11 protein-coding genes are annotated in these 16,458 nt (G+C 45.0%); 9 read left to right on the top strand and 2 right to left on the bottom strand.

Annotated features, from left to right (window positions below):
- The first annotated feature begins 67 nt into the window (after positions 1 to 67).
- The 3 genes from AAA943_RS13720 to AAA943_RS13710 all read left to right on the top strand — a co-directional run bounded on the left by AAA943_RS13720 (position 68) and on the right by AAA943_RS13710 (position 6,111).
- Positions 68 to 2,581, top strand: coding sequence for a hypothetical protein (locus tag AAA943_RS13720; protein ID WP_338224833.1), 2,514 nt, complete (start codon positions 68 to 70; stop codon positions 2,579 to 2,581).
- A gap of 139 nt (positions 2,582 to 2,720) precedes the next feature.
- Complete coding sequence (locus AAA943_RS13715; RefSeq protein WP_338224832.1) at positions 2,721 to 3,899, top strand: PorV/PorQ family protein; 1,179 nt, start codon at positions 2,721 to 2,723, stop codon at positions 3,897 to 3,899.
- Positions 3,900 to 3,930: 31 nt separating this feature from the next.
- Positions 3,931 to 6,111, top strand: a complete 2,181-nt coding sequence (locus AAA943_RS13710) for a hypothetical protein (RefSeq protein ID WP_338224831.1) — start codon at positions 3,931 to 3,933, stop codon at positions 6,109 to 6,111.
- Positions 6,112 to 6,238: 127 nt separating this feature from the next.
- Here the strand turns inward: AAA943_RS13710 and AAA943_RS13705 are convergent, their stop codons facing one another.
- Complete coding sequence (locus AAA943_RS13705; RefSeq protein ID WP_338220310.1) at positions 6,239 to 6,706, bottom strand: pyrophosphohydrolase domain-containing protein; 468 nt, start codon at positions 6,704 to 6,706, stop codon at positions 6,239 to 6,241.
- A gap of 77 nt (positions 6,707 to 6,783) precedes the next feature.
- The gene (locus AAA943_RS13700) at positions 6,784 to 7,539 is read right to left on the bottom strand and encodes a superoxide dismutase (protein ID WP_338224830.1); all 756 of its coding nucleotides are present in this window, start codon (positions 7,537 to 7,539) and stop codon (positions 6,784 to 6,786) included.
- Positions 7,540 to 7,708: 169 nt separating this feature from the next.
- On the opposite strand from AAA943_RS13700, the gene dapF reads away from it, so the two are divergent.
- The 6 genes from dapF (at position 7,709) to AAA943_RS13670 (ending at position 16,448) form a co-directional block, all read left to right on the top strand.
- The gene (gene dapF, locus AAA943_RS13695) at positions 7,709 to 8,494 is read left to right on the top strand and encodes a diaminopimelate epimerase (protein ID WP_338224829.1); all 786 of its coding nucleotides are present in this window, start codon (positions 7,709 to 7,711) and stop codon (positions 8,492 to 8,494) included.
- A 76-nt stretch (positions 8,495 to 8,570) separates the two neighbouring features.
- Positions 8,571 to 11,951 (top strand): preprotein translocase subunit SecA, encoded by a 3,381-nt coding sequence (gene secA / locus AAA943_RS13690; RefSeq protein ID WP_338224828.1) that lies wholly within the window; start codon positions 8,571 to 8,573, stop codon positions 11,949 to 11,951.
- 5 nt (positions 11,952 to 11,956) lie between these two features.
- On the top strand, positions 11,957 to 12,502 hold the full coding sequence (locus AAA943_RS13685) for an SPOR domain-containing protein (protein ID WP_338224827.1): 546 nt from the start codon (positions 11,957 to 11,959) through the stop codon (positions 12,500 to 12,502).
- Positions 12,483 to 13,670 carry a M20 metallopeptidase family protein gene (locus AAA943_RS13680; RefSeq protein ID WP_338224826.1) on the top strand — a complete coding sequence of 396 codons (1,188 nt, stop codon included), beginning with the start codon at positions 12,483 to 12,485 and terminating at the stop codon, positions 13,668 to 13,670. The genes AAA943_RS13685 and AAA943_RS13680 overlap by 20 nt, the downstream gene beginning before the upstream one ends.
- 59 nt (positions 13,671 to 13,729) lie before the next feature.
- Complete coding sequence (locus AAA943_RS13675; protein ID WP_338224825.1) at positions 13,730 to 14,500, top strand: S1/P1 nuclease; 771 nt, start codon at positions 13,730 to 13,732, stop codon at positions 14,498 to 14,500.
- Positions 14,501 to 14,576: 76 nt separating this feature from the next.
- The gene (locus AAA943_RS13670) at positions 14,577 to 16,448 is read left to right on the top strand and encodes a tetratricopeptide repeat-containing sensor histidine kinase (protein ID WP_338224824.1); all 1,872 of its coding nucleotides are present in this window, start codon (positions 14,577 to 14,579) and stop codon (positions 16,446 to 16,448) included.
- The last annotated feature ends 10 nt before the right edge of the window (positions 16,449 to 16,458 follow it).

The following is a 16,458-nucleotide window of genomic DNA, read 5'->3' as shown; positions in this document are numbered from 1 at the left end:
TCTTTGCACTTTTGATGACTTTTTGAAAACCATCCGATGAGTAAGCAAACCACTACTTACTTGTCTTATGAAAAAGTTACTTTTCCTCTTTTTGGTGGCCTTGACTATTTCTTGTCAGGAAGACACCGAGCCAGCAAATCCTACCGATCCGACCACTCCCCCTGTAGGAGAAAACCCGCCCGTAAATTATCAAACTCAAGATGTACAGATTGTCTTGCCTGAGGGAAGCTCTTTGGACCTAACTGGAGCTGAATTGCTTTCATTTGGAGAAAGATTCCCTGTTGGAAGTGAAGGTAAGGCAAAGGCAATTGCAACTCCCGGCGAAGGCAGTGTTACCTTTCTTTTGGATAAAAATGGGGAAATAGTTCTGATGGGTTACCTTTCGAGTGATCAAAACAAACTGTCTCCTCAGACCACTGCGGATGTGTTATTGTACCAAGGAACCCGATTATGGTTAATTCCCGGACAAAATGCCCCAAGTTTCTTTGCCAAAATAGATGAAATTTCTCCCGCAGTTTCCTGGAGAGAAGAATTTGAAGGATTATGGAAGCAAGATCCACTCATCCTTTCCAAGGGGATTTTTGTTGAGCCATTGAAGGAAGTATTAAAGCAAATCATGCCCGAACCCAATGAATTGGATATCCGAACCAAAGTATCCGATATTCAAGTAGATGCGGCAGATATCAAAAGCGGTATTCAGGTTTTTGAAAGCGACCTGGGAAAAATTTCCGTCACCAATTCCTATCGAAGAAGAGCGCATGCTTTCCTGTACAAAGTATCTTCAAAGGATGAATCCGGGGTGAAAACAACCCTTATAACCAACTTAGGAGGCAGTACACCAGCCAAAGAGGATTTTCCCATTGACCCAGCTTCAGCTGCCAATTCTTTAACAGGGATACTGGGCAGTCTGGTGGAAAATACACAATCGGAAATAGCAGCGAAAACAAGTGGTCCAGCATCCTTGCCTTTGGAAGATAAGGAAAGTGAGGCCGAGTATAAGCTGCATATCGTAGGCCCAGGAATAAGCTCGACCAATCCAAAAACCGAAGCAGAGTTCCTCAAATTGACCCGGCTGGAAGTGGAGACTTTTGCCATTGATTTTATGTTCCCGCTCATCATGGAGATTTTTGGGTACAAGGGAGATCTGAAAGAAGGTGGGATTGATATCAAAAATGGGAGAGTTGAGGCTTTTATCGAAAAGACTGAATTGTTTTTAAAGGCTAGCCCCGATGTTTATGAGGAAATAAAAAAAGGTCAATATGCTGCTGCCTTGAAAAAAGGAATCGAAAAAGTGGAAACAGGCCTAATTGAATCTAGTTTTAAGGAGATGGCTTTCACAGGCTTTGACATCATGACTGAATTTGGAAAAGACTACGTGAAGGATTTTCCCAAAGTAGACGCCAGCAAATATGAAGAGGTTTTTGAAAGTGTAGGAAGAGTCCTTAAAGTTTTGAATTCGGCCCTTTTGGCAGGGGATTTTCTTCGAATTGGTCTGGATTTTAGAAATTCCCGTCAGTTTGAGGAATGGACAGTCACAGCCCGCTCTGCCAAAGTCAGCCTGCTTCCTGCCGAAGCTACCGTCTCCAGTCGAGGCAATAAAGAAATCAAAGCCGAAATCAAAAATTTAGAAGAAGAAGGGGGCGATAATTTCCCCTATTTCAAATGGAGCACTTCTGGAAAATACGGCTACATCCAGGACAAAAAAGGTAACAAGGGCAAGTCATTTGACAGTTCGGACAAAGAAATCACTTATTACTCCGAGACCAGCGCCTCAGATCTCCCTGAAGAAAACAACTTCGAATACGTCTATGTGGAGGCTTATTACAAAAATCAGCTCATAGGTAGGGACACTACTGTCCTCAATCTGAAAAAGAGCACCTATATCCTAAAACCGGGAGGTCTAGTACTTTCCGGCAAGGAAGATCAGATAAATACAGCCAAACTCTATATCGAGCCAGTGAATCAACGAGACGCAGATTTCACAGGGAAAAAGGTGGTGTGGACCACCGAGGGAAAACACGGGCGCTTAGTGAAATTTGCAGAAAACGGGACCGTCATCACCACCTATGATGAAAACTGGATCAATTATTTAGTGACAGATGAGGACACAGAAAAAGGAAGGGAGACGGTCAAGGCGAGAATTTATGAGAAATCAGCAGTAGATGGAGAGTATTTTCTTTACGAGGAATTGACCCTGGATATCGAGATTGACAATTCAGATAATATCAAAATCATTACGGTAGACCTTTCGCTCACCAGTTTCCAAAACAACTCGGATAAATTCTATACCTGTGGGTCAAGGTTACAGTTTCTGGTGGAGCCCGAACCAAATGCAATTTCCTACACAGCCAAAATCATAGACTTGACTCCAGGAGGTAATTTTCTGGGCCAAACAGCTAGTTGGAGTGCCAATAAAACTCCAGAGGAAGACGGAAAGTACAGGGCTTTCATCGTAGCCTTCAAAACCCAAAGCCGACCTGTAAATTTAGGACCTCCCAATTGTGCGGCAATTGCGGCAGAGGTGAATTCTAAATTTGTGGGCAAAGCACAGGTCGTCATCCGATTGAAAGATCCCGGCTAAGAATGCATAGCCACAGAACGTAGAAAAGTCATTGGTGATAAAGTAAGTCCTCTCTCCACCAATGACTTTTTTAAAAAATACTTTGATGACTTTTTTCAATTCCCCACGATGATTAAGCAAACCACTACTTACTTGTCTTATGAAAAAGCTATTCTTTCTACTCTTCGGGCTTTTCCTGTCCTGCCCTGTTTTTTCCCAAACCACCTACTATTATCCTCCTGGTTACTTTGGGTTGTACAACAATCAATCCACCAGTGCCCGAGCCCAGGGGATGGGTTTCACTACGCTGACCAGAGCCGGAATCGAAAATTCCTTTTACAATCCTGCAGCCATCGGGAGTTCAAAGGCTCCCATTCAGGCCTACGCTAACTATGCCAACGGCCATTCTTATCGACCAAATTCCAGATATTATTTCGTAGGAGGGGCGGTAAGGCTGAAAGAAAAAATTTCCGTCGGTCTTTCCTATTTCAACTATCAGAATCCCGATCCCGTATGGACGACCATTATCGGTGGTGGAACATTTGACACCGATTTCTTCTCTCAGCGGGCTATTTCCATTTTGGCTGCATATGAGCTTATGGAGGGCCTCCAGGTCGGCCTCAGTGCCAATATGATGCAGGAAAATGCAGTAAATGGAGAAAAGACCAATTCCGACTTTATCCCAAGTCTTGGGGCTCAATACCAAAAAGGGGTAAAGTTTTTCAAGTCTGAAAAGATCCGAAATCAGCAGTTTTTTGGGGCCTTATCCCTCTCTAATTTCCTCTTCAATGGCGAGACCAATCAGGAATATCAGGACTGGATGTCCATCAGTTATTTGCCCATTATCCTCAGACTGGGTACCGGGTACTCTTTCCAGCTTCCTCTTAGTTCTGGTCTTACTTCTGGCAAGGCATACTTTAGAGACGGGGCTCAGGCAGTAGACCTTCGACTCGATCTTCAATTTCAGGATTACCTTCCGGGAGGCCCCGAAAATAATACAGATCATGAGCTTAGTACCGCTTTTGGGGTTGGTGCTGAGGCTTGGTTTTTCGAAAGACTGGCCTTCAGGATTGGATATTTCACCGAAAAAGGTCCCTCGGGTATTCAATCCGATGGGGATATCTGGGTCACCGGTAATCGAGCCGGCTTTTCTTGGGGCTATGGTACCCTGATTCCAACCTACCAGCTCACCGATGGCAAAATGCCCTTCGACATAGAAGTCAATCTGGTCACTGGCAAGCAGATTACTTCCTTGAATGAAGAAATATACACCCATCCGTCCCTATTTGCCGATGATACCTTCCAGTTTGCTTTTGGGCTCAATCTGCTTTGGAGATAAGACCTTACTTCCTCTTTAAACTTCTTAAATCATGAAAAAAAGAATTTTCTCCTACATTTTTCTAGCCACACTTCTTTGTCTTTCCTGCAATACAGAAGAAGACATCCTTCCCCAAGATCCTGTAACCCCAGATCCTTTGGCAGGATTGGAGACCTACAGCGTGACTGTAGAATTTCCAGAGGGAAAAAGCCCTGATTTGACCGGCGCTTCCCTTTGGTCTTGGGACAAATCCAGTCCGCTGAATGAACAGAACTCCGGGAAGGTGATGAAATTTCCCTCCGAATCTGCTTTTGCCTATCTTCTGGACCGGCAGGATCGACTCCTTTTAGCCGGAGTAATTGATGCTAATCAGCTAAAACTTGACTTGACCTCGACGGCCAAAACCTTGCTGTTTTGGGGCTTGGGAGGGCCATTTTTCGAGCCTGAACTTGCGCCTCCGTTTTTTGCGGAAGTAGAGTCTTTTCCCATTTGGCCAGAGTGGAAGTCCCAAGTGGATCAGGCTTTTGAAAAGGATCCTTACTTCCTGTCCGATCCCAACCTTGGGCTACTCTTAGGGGAAATGATTAAGGGATTGGATCCTAATTTTCCTGATGCCCGCATCAGTGAGGAGACAAAGGCCTCCGACTTATTGGTGGATGGGGAAATCAAAAGCGGTATCCAAGTATACCAGATCGGATTGAGCCAGTTTGAGATCGCAAACACCTTCAGAAGGCGGGCGACGGGATTTCTCTACAAGACCAAAAGGATAGATGAGTCAGGCAAAGAAGAAGCGATCAATGAATTTCCAGGATCAAGCAATCAGAAGAGTGCGGACAAAATCGTGGAAATCCCCGTGGTCACCGGAATTACCAGCTTTTCGGGAACGGTCTATGAATACCTCTTGGGCAATACTGAGAAGTCCTTTCGGGTCAATACCGATCCCATAGAAATTCCCTTGAGTCTGAATGAAAAGGAAGCCACCTGGCAGCTGCGGGCCATCGGTATGGGAAAAGGCGGACAAAATCTCAATCAGGCTGAAATCTCCGAGCGGACCAAACTCATGCTTTTGACCTTTACCCTTGATTTTGTCGTGCCGTTGATTGCGGACGGCCTTACTACCAAAGCCACTGCAGCCAAAAATACAGGAGCTCCCAAAACACAGCAGGATTTCTGGGAGGCGATGATCATTGCTACCGCGGGCTATCTGGACCAGATGCCCAGCGTCAGTCAAAAAGTGCAAAACGGAGAGCTATCCGAGGCGGTCAGGGACTTTTTTACCATAGGCTATAATCAGTTCGGCTCGATTTTTCTTGAGGATTTGGCGCGGGTAGCAGCAGAGACGATTTGGGAAAACGCCCCAGCAAATCTTCCCAAACCTAGTTTGGAAGACTTCAAGCAAAGCGCCATCAGAAAAGCCAAGATTTTGACCACGATCGATCTCATGCTGAAGGGAACTGACTACGCAAGAAAAGTTCATGATATTCAAAGCTCCAGGAGTTTGGAGGTCTTTGAAATCAAGGCGCAGGAGATCGAAATCAATTTGGAGCCAAGAGAATCAAAAGTATCCCCTGAAAACAGCCGGGAGCTGACGGCTTTTATCAAATCCTCTGTGGCAGACGGGCAGGTGATTGAATACGAATGGTCCACCACCGGGAAATTTGGGTACCTATTCGACGATATCCATGAAGGAAAAAGCTTCTCGAGTTCCAAAAACAAAGTGAAGTATTTTGCCTCAATCAAGGCAGGAAGCGTTCCCACCAACGCAGTCGATACCGTCAAAGTAAGCACATATATCAAGCAGGGCACCAATCGGACCAAAATCGGGCAAGACGTAGCAGTCATCCGAATAGAGGATAAGATACAATTCATCACCAGTTGGGAAATTTGGGTGCCAGTAAGTGAAAGACAAACTCCGCTGTCTCCAACCGGCGTGGAGTATACGATTTCCAATGGGGGATTTGAGGCCAAATTCAGTACGGAAGTAGAACCTAGAGCTTTTCAGTTTCAGCTTATCCGACAGGATGGTACCAGAGGAAATATTGTAAATAAAAATGCCTCCGACTTGGAAAAAGAAGGAAATGCCTATATCTATCGAGTGGGGGTAGGAAGCATTAGAATTGTGAAAACTTACAGCAGGGACGAAAGGAATGAATGGGTGGCAAAATTTACCGAAGAACTGGAAGCCAGAAGAAATGTCTACCATTCCCTTGAGGTGACCGTCATACCCAAATAATTTCTCAAAGAAGGACCAATGAAAACTTGGTCCTTCTTTTTTTAGGTATCAATAAACAAATCGGTTGAAGGTTATTTTTGCCATCCTGAAGAAGAAGGCCATTTTTCCCCAGTCAAGAAAGTGGAATTTATCTCTCCAATATCCCCTTCAAATCCGCCGGGGAATAGTTTACTGACTTTAAGGTCTTGTGATCCCCTTCTCTGAAAACCAGATATAGGTCCCCCTCCTTTTCGTAGAAGCATGGAGTGCCTTTTGCCTCGTAATGAGCTACCGTAGCTTTTGCTTCTTCCTCCGTTTTGCAGGCTTTACTCATATTGGAGCGCTGTACTTCGTCAAAAAGGGCCTTGAATTTTTCTCCCAAGCCAAACTCCAAAATCGCTCCGGAGAGCACATACTGCAAGTCACACAAGGCATCGGCGATTTCGACCAGATCCTTATTTTCGATTGCCTCTTCCAATTCTTTGAGTTCTTCAGACAAAAGAGAAACCCGGAGATTGCATCGTGTTTCGGAAGGAATCGTAGGCTCAGGAAGTACAGGGTGCTTGAAGGTTTGATGAAAAAGGGCTACTGAGGTAAGTGACTTAGGGTCTTGCATGATTTAAGGTTGATTTGAGTTTTGAAATAAATGAAAAAGACCGGAAAACCGGCCTTTTTCTGGATGCTTTTTCCGGATTAGATTGCCGCCATATATCGGTCAGAGACTGCATTCCAATTGATTACGTTCCAAAAGGCCGTTACGTAATCCGGTCTTCTGTTCTGATAGTTGAGGTAATAGGCATGTTCCCATACATCGATTCCCAAAAGTGGGGTTCCTTTGAAATCAGAAATATCCATCAGGGGATTGTCCTGATTGGCAGTGGAGCCTACGGCCAGCTTTTTATCCTCTCCGACTACCAGCCAAGCCCAGCCTGATCCAAACCGTGTTTTTGCAGCCGTTTCAAACTGCTCAACAAAGGTTTCATAGCTTCCAAAAGAACTGTTGATGGCCTCTGCAAGCTGCCCTTCCGGCTGCCCGCCTGCATTGGGAGACATGACTTTCCAGAACAATTCGTGGTTGTAGTGCCCGCCTCCATTGTTTCTCATTTTGGTAGAATACTGGGAAATATTGGCCAGAAGATCCTCCAAAGGCTTGTTGGTATCCACATTTTCTTCCCCTATGGCATCGCCTAAATTTTTAGCATATCCGGCAGCATGCTTGGTGTAGTGGATTTCCATGGTCATGGCATCGATATGCGGAGCAAGCGCAGAGAAATCGTAGGCTAGAGGTGTCTGAGAAAAACTGGTCGCCAAGATGGCCTTGCTGTCTCCTTTCACTTCACCGGAGCAAGCACTCAGGATGCCTGTTCCTACTAAACTTACCGCAAGACCTGCTTTGGAGGTGTTGGATAAAAATTCCCTTCTGCTCAATCCGTTTTCTAGATTTTTCATGATATAAATAATAAGGTTAATACAGATTCAATGCCTGAAATTAGGCAATCTCGCTAGGATTAAAAATTGATAATCAGACATTCCGTCCGATTTCCTGACATCTTGGTTATGTTTGTAGGCAGATTGGTCCTTGGACAAATTTTTGTCTGGATAATTAAAAATTTTCTTAATGGAAATCACTTTCTATAAATATCAGGGTACGGGCAATGATTTTGTCATGGTCGATGACCGAGGTCGGCGATTGGACGAAAAGAATCTGGGGCTGGTGCGACAGCTTTGTGATCGAAAGTTTGGAATAGGAGCTGATGGGTTGATCCTGATCAGAAATCATCCGGATTTTGATTTTGAGATGATCTATTTCAATGCCGACGGAAGCGAAAGTATGTGCGGAAATGGAGCAAGATGTGCAGTAGCTTTTGCCTCCTTTCTCGGAATTATCTCTTCCAAGACTCGGTTTTTGGCAATCGATGGTCCCCATGAAGCCTTGATTTCCGGAGGTCAGGTGGAGCTTTTGATGGGAAATGTTGATACTATCGAAAGCAGGGCGGAGGATTTCTTCGTAAATACCGGATCTCCCCATCATATCCGATTGGTTGAGGATGTTCATACCTATCCCGTGTTCGAAAAGGGAAAAACTATTCGTTATGATTCGGTCTACTCTCCGGGAGGGACCAATGTCAATTTCGTTCAGCCGCTCGCTGAGGATGAAATATTCGTTCGGACCTATGAGCGAGGAGTCGAAAATGAAACCCTTTCCTGTGGCACGGGTGTGACTGCAGCGGCCTTAGCTTTTGGATCCAAAAACAATCAAAACTTAATCAAAATCAACACCCTGGGAGGAAAGCTTTCCGTTAAATTCCAGATGGGGAAAAAAGGAGGTTTTGATAATATCTGGCTTATTGGCCCGGCTGAGCTGGTCTTTTCCGGCAAAATAAGCCTTCCGCCAAACCTGTAGAACCGGATGGTTAATTATCAATTCTAATAAAAAGGAATTAATTTTAAAGCCCTATTTGGGGATTCAATACACAAACATGCTAGAATTTATTGCAAAAGGATTGGCCAAAGTATTCGGCACCAAGTCCGACAGAGATATCAAGGAACTGCTTCCAAGAGTTAAAGAAATCAATGAGATTTTTTCAGGCCTAAGCCGCTTGTCTGACGATGAGCTAAGAGCAAAAACTACCGAAATCCGGTCAGTGATCAATGAAAGGCTCAAATCCATCGACGATCAAATCGTGGAGATCCGAGCTCAGATCGAAGGTCTTCCAGTAGATGCGATCCAGCAAAAAGATCAACTCTTCAATCAGATCGACAAGCTGGAAAAAGATAGGGATACCGAGCTGGAGAAAGTCCTGGACGAAGTCATGACTCAGTCTTTTGCAGTGGTGAAAGAGACTGCGCGAAGATTCAAAGAAAACGGAAAGCTGGAAGTGTCAGCTACCCTTCGGGATCGAGAACTTGCAGCCAGCAAATCCAATGTAGTCATCGAAGGTGAAAAAGCCATCTGGCACAACAAGTGGATGGCAGCAGGCAATGAGGTAGTCTGGGATATGGTACACTACGATGTGCAGCTGATCGGAGGGATGGTGCTGCATAAGGGCAAAATTGCCGAGATGGCCACCGGGGAAGGAAAGACCTTAGTGTCCACCCTGCCGGCATTCTTGAATGCGCTATCTGGTCGTGGAGTCCATCTGGTGACCGTCAATGACTACCTGGCCAAGCGGGATTCGGAATGGAATGCCCCTCTTTTTGAATTCCATGGACTCACTGTAGACTGTATAGATAAGTATCAGCCTAATTCTCCGGGAAGAAAAAAAGCCTATGGATCAGACATCGTCTACGGTACCAACAATGAATTTGGCTTTGATTACCTGCGGGACAACATGGCCCGTGAGGCCGGAGACTTGGTGCAGGGCAAGCACCACTTTGCCATGGTGGATGAGGTGGACTCGGTTTTGATCGATGATGCAAGGACCCCATTGATTATTTCAGGTCCGGTTCCCCGTGGAGATGTGCATGAGTTTGATGCGATGAAGCCAAGAGTTTCGGCTTTGGTTGATGAGCAGAGGAAACTGGTACAGGGCTTTTTGGCACAGGCCAAAAAGCAAATTGCTGACGGAAACGAAAAGGAAGGAGGATTGGCCCTTTTCAGAGCTTATCGGGGTATTCCGAAATATAAGCCCTTGATCAAATACCTCTCCGAACCGGGGATTCGGGTGATTCTTCAAAAGACTGAGAATTACTACCTTCAGGACAACAAGAGAAACATGCCTGAGGCGGATGAGCCTCTGTTTTTTACCATTGATGAAAAGAGCAATGTGGTCGATCTGACCGATCGGGGGATTGAAGCCATGACTTCCAAAAATGAAGATCCGACGTTCTTCATACTACCGGATATCGGAGTAGTCATCGCCGAATTGGAAAAAGACGAAAGTCTGGATGACAAAGAAAAACTTATCCGAAAAGAAGAGGTCATCAAGGATTATGGGGTAAAAGCCCAAAGAATTCACACCGTTAACCAGTTGCTCAAAGCCTATTGTATGTTTGAGCGGGATACGGAGTACATTTTGGTTGATGGCAAAGTGAAAATCGTAGATGAGCAGACTGGCCGGGTAATGGAAGGCCGTCGCTATTCCGATGGACTCCATCAGGCTATCGAGGCCAAGGAAAACGTAAAAGTCGAGGATGCTACTCAGACCTATGCTACGATTACGCTGCAGAACTACTTCCGGATGTACCACAAGCTGGCTGGTATGACCGGTACTGCGGAAACAGAAGCTGGAGAGTTCTGGGAAATTTACAAGCTGGATGTGGTGGTGATTCCTACCAATAAGCCAATCATCCGAGCTGACCGGGAAGATAAGGTATACAAGACCGTTAGGGAAAAATTCAATGCTGTCACAGACGAAATCAACGAATTAGTCGCAGCTGGTAGACCGGTGCTGGTGGGTACCACTTCTGTGGAGATTTCCGAAGTATTGAGCAGAATGCTCACCCTGAAGAAAATTCCTCATCAGGTACTCAACGCAAAGCAACACGCCAGAGAGGCCGATATCGTAGCCGAGGCCGGAAAACCGGGAACCGTGACCATTGCAACCAACATGGCCGGACGGGGAACGGATATCAAATTGACCCCGGAATCAAGAAAGGCCGGTGGTTTGGCCATCATCGGTACCGAAAGACATGAATCCAGACGAGTAGACCGTCAGCTCAGAGGTCGCTCCGGGCGTCAGGGAGATGTGGGTTCATCCCAGTTTTTTGTCTCTCTCGAAGATTCTCTGATGCGATTGTTTGGCTCGGATCGAATCGCCAAGTTGATGGACCGAATGGGTCTGGAAGAGGGCGAGGTGATTCAGCACAGCATGATCACTAAGTCTATCGAGCGAGCACAGCGCAAAGTGGAGGAGAATAACTTCGGTACCCGAAAGCGTCTTTTGGAATACGATGACGTGATGAATTCCCAGCGGGAAGTAGTGTACAAGCGAAGAAGAAATGCCCTTAAAGGAGAGCGCTTGGAGCTAGATATCCTCAATATTCTTTACGATGTCTGCGAAAGTCTCATCGTGATGGGCAAATCTACCGAGGATAATGAAAATCTGAGAATGAACATCTTCACGACCATTGGGGTAGATTATCCTATTTCTGAAAATGATCTGAAAAGCAAAAGTGCAGAAACCTTGACCCAAGAGTTGTATAAGGTGGCATTTGAAAATTACTCCAAGAAAAATGAATTGATCAGGCAGACTGCTCTTCCGATTTTCCAGAGGGTATTTGAGGAAAGAGGAGCTACCGTAAAGGACATCATGGTGCCGATCACCGATGGCATCAAGCAGATTGGTGTAGTTTGCAACTTGGAATCAACGCTGAAGTCCGAAGGCAGAGAATTGATCAGAGCAATTGAGAAAAATGTGACTCTAGCCATCATCGATCAAAACTGGAAAGAACATCTCCGGGATATGGATGATCTGAAGCAGTCTGTCCAAAATGCCGTCTACGAACAAAAAGACCCACTTTTGATTTACAAATTTGAGGCTTTTGAAATGTTTAAGCGGTTTATCGGTAAACTGAATGAGGATATGATTTCCTTCTTGACTCGGGCTGATCTGCCCAAGCAAGACCCTCAACAGGTACAGCAGGCCCAAGCCCAGCGGGCAGCCGAACCAAAAGTTCAGGCCTCCAAAGCAGAGGTAGGAAGCAGTCTCAATCCCGGTGCCGGACGAGCAGCCGTAGCTGCTGCCAGTGCCGGAAGGCCGGCTCCTCAGGTAGTGGCACCGAGAAAGTCTGAAAAATCTTATGGCAGAAACGACAAAGTCTCTGTTCAATACACCAATGGCACGACCAAAACCGATGTCAAATACAAAGCCGTAGAGCAGGATATCGCGGACGGAAAATGCGTGGTAATAGAAAACTAAAGCTCATGAAAATCAATTGGGGAATCTTCTTGGTTATTTTAGTCATGGTGGGCTGTAAGGCTTCCCAGACGGGTAATACCTCCGGGGCAGATGTTTATGCCAACTACCAAGAAGATCTTTCCATGACCTTGCCTGAGTACGAAGATTTTGAAGAAAAGCTGAGTAACCAAAAGAGTGAGGAGATGGAAATCTCTGTTCAGGCTGTTGACAATCAGTTGCTGGAACTTCAAAAGAAAGGATTCGAAAAGAACAAATCAGAGCTCTATTTCAGCGGTTACACGGTTCTGGTTTACTCCGGAGTAAACCGGGATCAAGCTTTCAAGACCCAAGAAGAACTCCAAACCTACTTCCCTGACATCAAGGCTGAAATGCAATACCAGCAACCCAGATATTTGTTGAAAATCGGGAGGTATGCCTATAAGTTTGAAGCACAGAAAGTTTTTTCCCAAATCAAGGGCTCTTTCCCTACCGCACGAATTATCCAGGATAGATTCCAGAGAAAAGAATACGTCTCGCCTACAACAGACTCGAATGCTGAAAGACAGAATTAAATCTTTGGCAAAAGCCTACAAGGAGGAAATTATTTCTACAAGAAGGCATTTGCATGCTCATCCTGAACTCTCATTTCAGGAATTTGAGACGGCGGCTTTTGTCAAAAAAAGACTGGGAGAAATAGGAATAACGGAAGTGGAGTCCAAGGCCAATACAGGCTGGGCAGCACTGATCAAGGGTAAAAATCCAGACAAAAAAGTAGTGGCTCTTCGTGCAGATATGGACGCGCTCCCTATTGTGGAGGCCAATGATGTCCCCTACAAATCCCAAAATCCGGGGGTAATGCATGCCTGTGGTCACGATGCACATACTGCATCTCTTTTGGGAGCAGCCAAAATTCTAAATGAAGTAAAAGATCAATTCGAGGGGACAATCAAGCTAATTTTTCAGCCAGGTGAAGAGTTGGTTCCCGGAGGAGCATCTTTGATGATTAAGGATAAAGTGCTTGAAAACCCACGACCTGATTCGATCATCGGGCAGCATGTCATGCCCTTTATTCCTGCAGGGAAAGTGGGATTCCGCCCAGGTTTGTACATGGCAAGTACCGATGAAATCTACATCACAGTGAGCGGTAAAGGTGGTCATGGAGCCATGCCGGAGACGTTTATTGACCCGGTGCTGATCTCCTCTCACTTAATTGTGGCTTTGCAACAGATTGTCAGTCGGGTAGCCAATCCAAAGATTCCTTCGGTTCTTTCATTTGGACGTATCGAAGGTCTTGGAGCTACCAATGTGATTCCAAATGAAGTGAAAATCCAAGGGACTTTCCGTACCCTGGATGAGGAGTGGAGGGCAAAAGCTCATCAAAAAATGTTGCAAATCGCTCATGGCATCGTAGAAGGCATGGGAGGAAAGTTGGATTTTGAGATCAGAAAAGGCTATCCTTTTCTCAAAAATGATCCAGAGCTTACTTTAAGGTCTATGGATGCTGCAAGAGAATTTCTTGGAGAGGAAAATGTCCTCGATTTGGATATTTGGATGGCAGCGGAGGATTTTGCCTTTTTCTCACAGGAAATCGACGGCTGCTTCTACCGATTGGGTACCCGTAATGAAGCTAGAGGTATTGTATCTGGTGTCCACACCCCAACTTTTGATATTGAAGAAGAAGCTTTGGAAATCGGCGCAGGCCTGATGGCTTGGCTGGCAGTTTCCGAGTTAGCAAATTGATAATCTAGAACTAATCCCAAATTGAAGGCGAGGAGATATCTTCGCTTTTTTAATTCCCTATGAAAACAAGAATAACAGCAATCCTCACCGTGGTCATGGTTTTGACCGTGTCTCAGGCTTTTGCCTGGGGGCAGTTGGGTCATTATTTGATCGGTCTCATGGCTGAGAAGCAAATGAAAAGATCCACACTCAAAAAGGTGGAAAAAGTTCTCTACCCCATGTCTTTGGGCAGAAGCGGGACTTGGATGGATGAAATCCGCTCTGATCGGGCCTACGACTATGCGACTACTTGGCACTACCTGACCAGTAAAAATGGGGAATACGACCCCGAGATTCAGGAGCAAGGAGGAGATGCATTTGAAGCGATACAAAGGCTGAAAGAGGAACTGAAAAAAGGGGGACTGGACCCAAAAACGGAGGCAGAAAAGCTCAAAATGCTGATCCATATGGTGGAAGACATTCATCAGCCCCTGCATGTCGGTACTGGAGAAGACCGTGGAGGGAATGACGTAAAAATTGAGTTTTTTGGTCAGCCCACCAATCTCCATGCGCTTTGGGACAGTGGAATGATCGAGCGGCAGGGAATGAGCTATTCCGAAATCGGAGAAGAACTCTATCGTAGATTGACTCCTGAAATGAAATCAAAGTACCGTTCGGCGAGCATGGAAGACTGGCTGAAGGAGGCTGTCAGCTATCGTCCGATGGTATACAATCTTCCTGAAAACAAGCGGATCAGCTATCAATACATGTATGAGAATTATTCTATCGCTGAAGAAAGACTCATTGCAGCCAGTGTGAGGTTGGCCCAGATACTGGAAGAGATTTACTAAAGGGGCGAATTCTAATTCTTTACGGCTTTTTTCTTTGGAGAGGAAAGCCGTTTTTTTATCTTCATTTCTTTCCGGAATGAGTGATATGCTGCGACGTATTTTCCTTGCTTTGCTTTTACTTCCTTCTTTTTTCTCTTCTTATTCTCAGGATATTTCCAAGAGATTGGAGGCTGCCTTGAGTCAAAAGGATTCTGCAAGGCTAATTTTCGAAGAAAAACTAATCCAACTACCCACTCAGAGAGATTCCGGCTTGTATTTTTATTTTTTGGGGCGATATCAAAGAACAAAAGGAGAAAGAAGAGAAGCGGTCAAGTCTAATCTCAAGGCTTTGGAGCTGCTAAAACTGGAAGAGGATTCCTATTATTTTATTCGGGCATACAACAATTTGACCTATTTGGAGTCCATTCTCGGAGATTGGGAGAAGGCCATGCTCTATGGACAAAAAGCTTTGGAAAGCGCAAGGGCAGTTGGTGACTCCAATCGGATGGCCTATTCCTATGCTGATATTTCTATCGTTTATCATGACATGGAGCAGTATGATAAAGGGGTTGAGTTTTCCAAAAAGGGTTTGGAAATTTTAGGTAAGTATTCTGATCCAAGTCCTCAGGTCAAGGCTTTTACGCTTAACGCTGTTGGGATTAATTTTGACGATTGGAATCAGCCGGATTCCGCTCTCTATTTCCACTATCAGGTGCTGGATCTCTACCCCCAGATGGACAGTTCCTCCTTTACCAACACCTTCAATAATATCGGAAATACCCTGCTCAAACAGGGGAAATTTATTGAAGCCAAGGAGTGGATTGATATTTCCCTTTACTACAACACCAAGTCAGGGGATAAGTACAAGATCGCCTCCAATTACAATAATCTAGCGACAATTGCGTACAACATAGGCGATTTTTCCAAAGCTGAAACGCTCATGGATTCTACGTACAAGTATGTGGTCCTCTCTGAATCCAGAGAGAAGCTACGGGATTATTTGTATGACCAATTCCGTTTCCAGCAGAAAAAGGGAGATTTAGAGCAAGCGATATCTTATCTGGAAAGGTATTCTGAGCTCAAAGATTCGATTTTCAAAGAAGATCGGGTGCGGATGATTGGGGAGATTCAAACCCTCTATGAGGTGGAAGCCAAAGAAAGAGAACTTGCCGAATCCCGGGCAGCATTGGCTGAGGAGGAAGTAAAGTCCAAGTCAAGAAATGTCCTTCTTTTGATTCTTTTGTTAGGATTTCTGATAGTTCTTGGCACCTCTTTTTTCATCTATTATCAGCAGAAAAACAAAAACAGACATCTGGAACAGGAGGCCAAGCTTCAGGCTGTTTTTGCGGAGCAAGAGACCCAAAAGAGGCTAAATGATCAGCGAAACCGAATAGCCGCAGAGCTGCATGACAATATTGGGGCACAGTTGACTTTTATTGTCTCTTCGCTCAATCACTTGAAGTTTGCTGATTTTGGCAAGGAAGTTTTAGGGAAAAAGATTGATCAGATCTCAGATTTTACGGTGGAAACAGTCAATGAACTTCGGGATACCATTTGGGCGATGAATAAAGATGCCATCTCCCTGGAGGATCTTCAGTTAAGACTTGCTGGATTGATCCAAAAGGCGAAGGATTTTTGTCCCCAGGTAAACTTTGAACTTAAAATGGATGAGGGTTTGGATACTCAAATTCAGTTAAATTCTCTTGAAGGAATCAACCTCTATCGAATCGCACAGGAAGCGCTTAACAATGCAATTAAATATGCTGAGGCAGAGCGAATAGAAATTTTCATTGCTCAAAATGGTAAAAACCAAATCATTCTTTCCGTAATGGATAATGGAAAAGGCTTTGATGAGCACAGTCTGGAAAGTAATGGAATGAGTACCATGCGAAGTCGGGCAGAGCGAATAGGAAAGGAATTGAAAGTGGAGACTCAGCCGGGTTCAGGTACACTCGTAAGTGTCGGTTAAACTGATGAAA

It is taken from the genome of Algoriphagus confluentis (genome assembly GCF_036245625.1).
GTDB classification, from domain to species: domain Bacteria; phylum Bacteroidota; class Bacteroidia; order Cytophagales; family Cyclobacteriaceae; genus Algoriphagus; species Algoriphagus confluentis.
Note: the sequence above shows the minus strand (reverse complement) of the source record. Positions and strands in the feature narration are given on the sequence as shown.

Bases quoted from the DNA above. Each gene is read 5' to 3' on its own strand.
- AAA943_RS13720 (WP_338224833.1), top strand. From the start codon at position 68: ATGAAAAAGTTACTTTTCCTCTTTTTGGTGGCCTTGACTATTTCTTGT.
- AAA943_RS13715 (WP_338224832.1), top strand. From the start codon at position 2,721: ATGAAAAAGCTATTCTTTCTACTCTTCGGGCTTTTCCTGTCCTGCCCT.
- AAA943_RS13710 (WP_338224831.1), top strand. From the start codon at position 3,931: ATGAAAAAAAGAATTTTCTCCTACATTTTTCTAGCCACACTTCTTTGT.
- AAA943_RS13705 (WP_338220310.1), bottom strand. From the start codon at position 6,706: ATGCAAGACCCTAAGTCACTTACCTCAGTAGCCCTTTTTCATCAAACC.
- AAA943_RS13700 (WP_338224830.1), bottom strand. From the start codon at position 7,539: ATGAAAAATCTAGAAAACGGATTGAGCAGAAGGGAATTTTTATCCAAC.
- dapF (WP_338224829.1), top strand. From the start codon at position 7,709: ATGGAAATCACTTTCTATAAATATCAGGGTACGGGCAATGATTTTGTC.
- secA (WP_338224828.1), top strand. From the start codon at position 8,571: ATGCTAGAATTTATTGCAAAAGGATTGGCCAAAGTATTCGGCACCAAG.
- AAA943_RS13685 (WP_338224827.1), top strand. From the start codon at position 11,957: ATGAAAATCAATTGGGGAATCTTCTTGGTTATTTTAGTCATGGTGGGC.
- AAA943_RS13680 (WP_338224826.1), top strand. From the start codon at position 12,483: ATGCTGAAAGACAGAATTAAATCTTTGGCAAAAGCCTACAAGGAGGAA.
- AAA943_RS13675 (WP_338224825.1), top strand. From the start codon at position 13,730: ATGAAAACAAGAATAACAGCAATCCTCACCGTGGTCATGGTTTTGACC.
- AAA943_RS13670 (WP_338224824.1), top strand. From the start codon at position 14,577: ATGAGTGATATGCTGCGACGTATTTTCCTTGCTTTGCTTTTACTTCCT.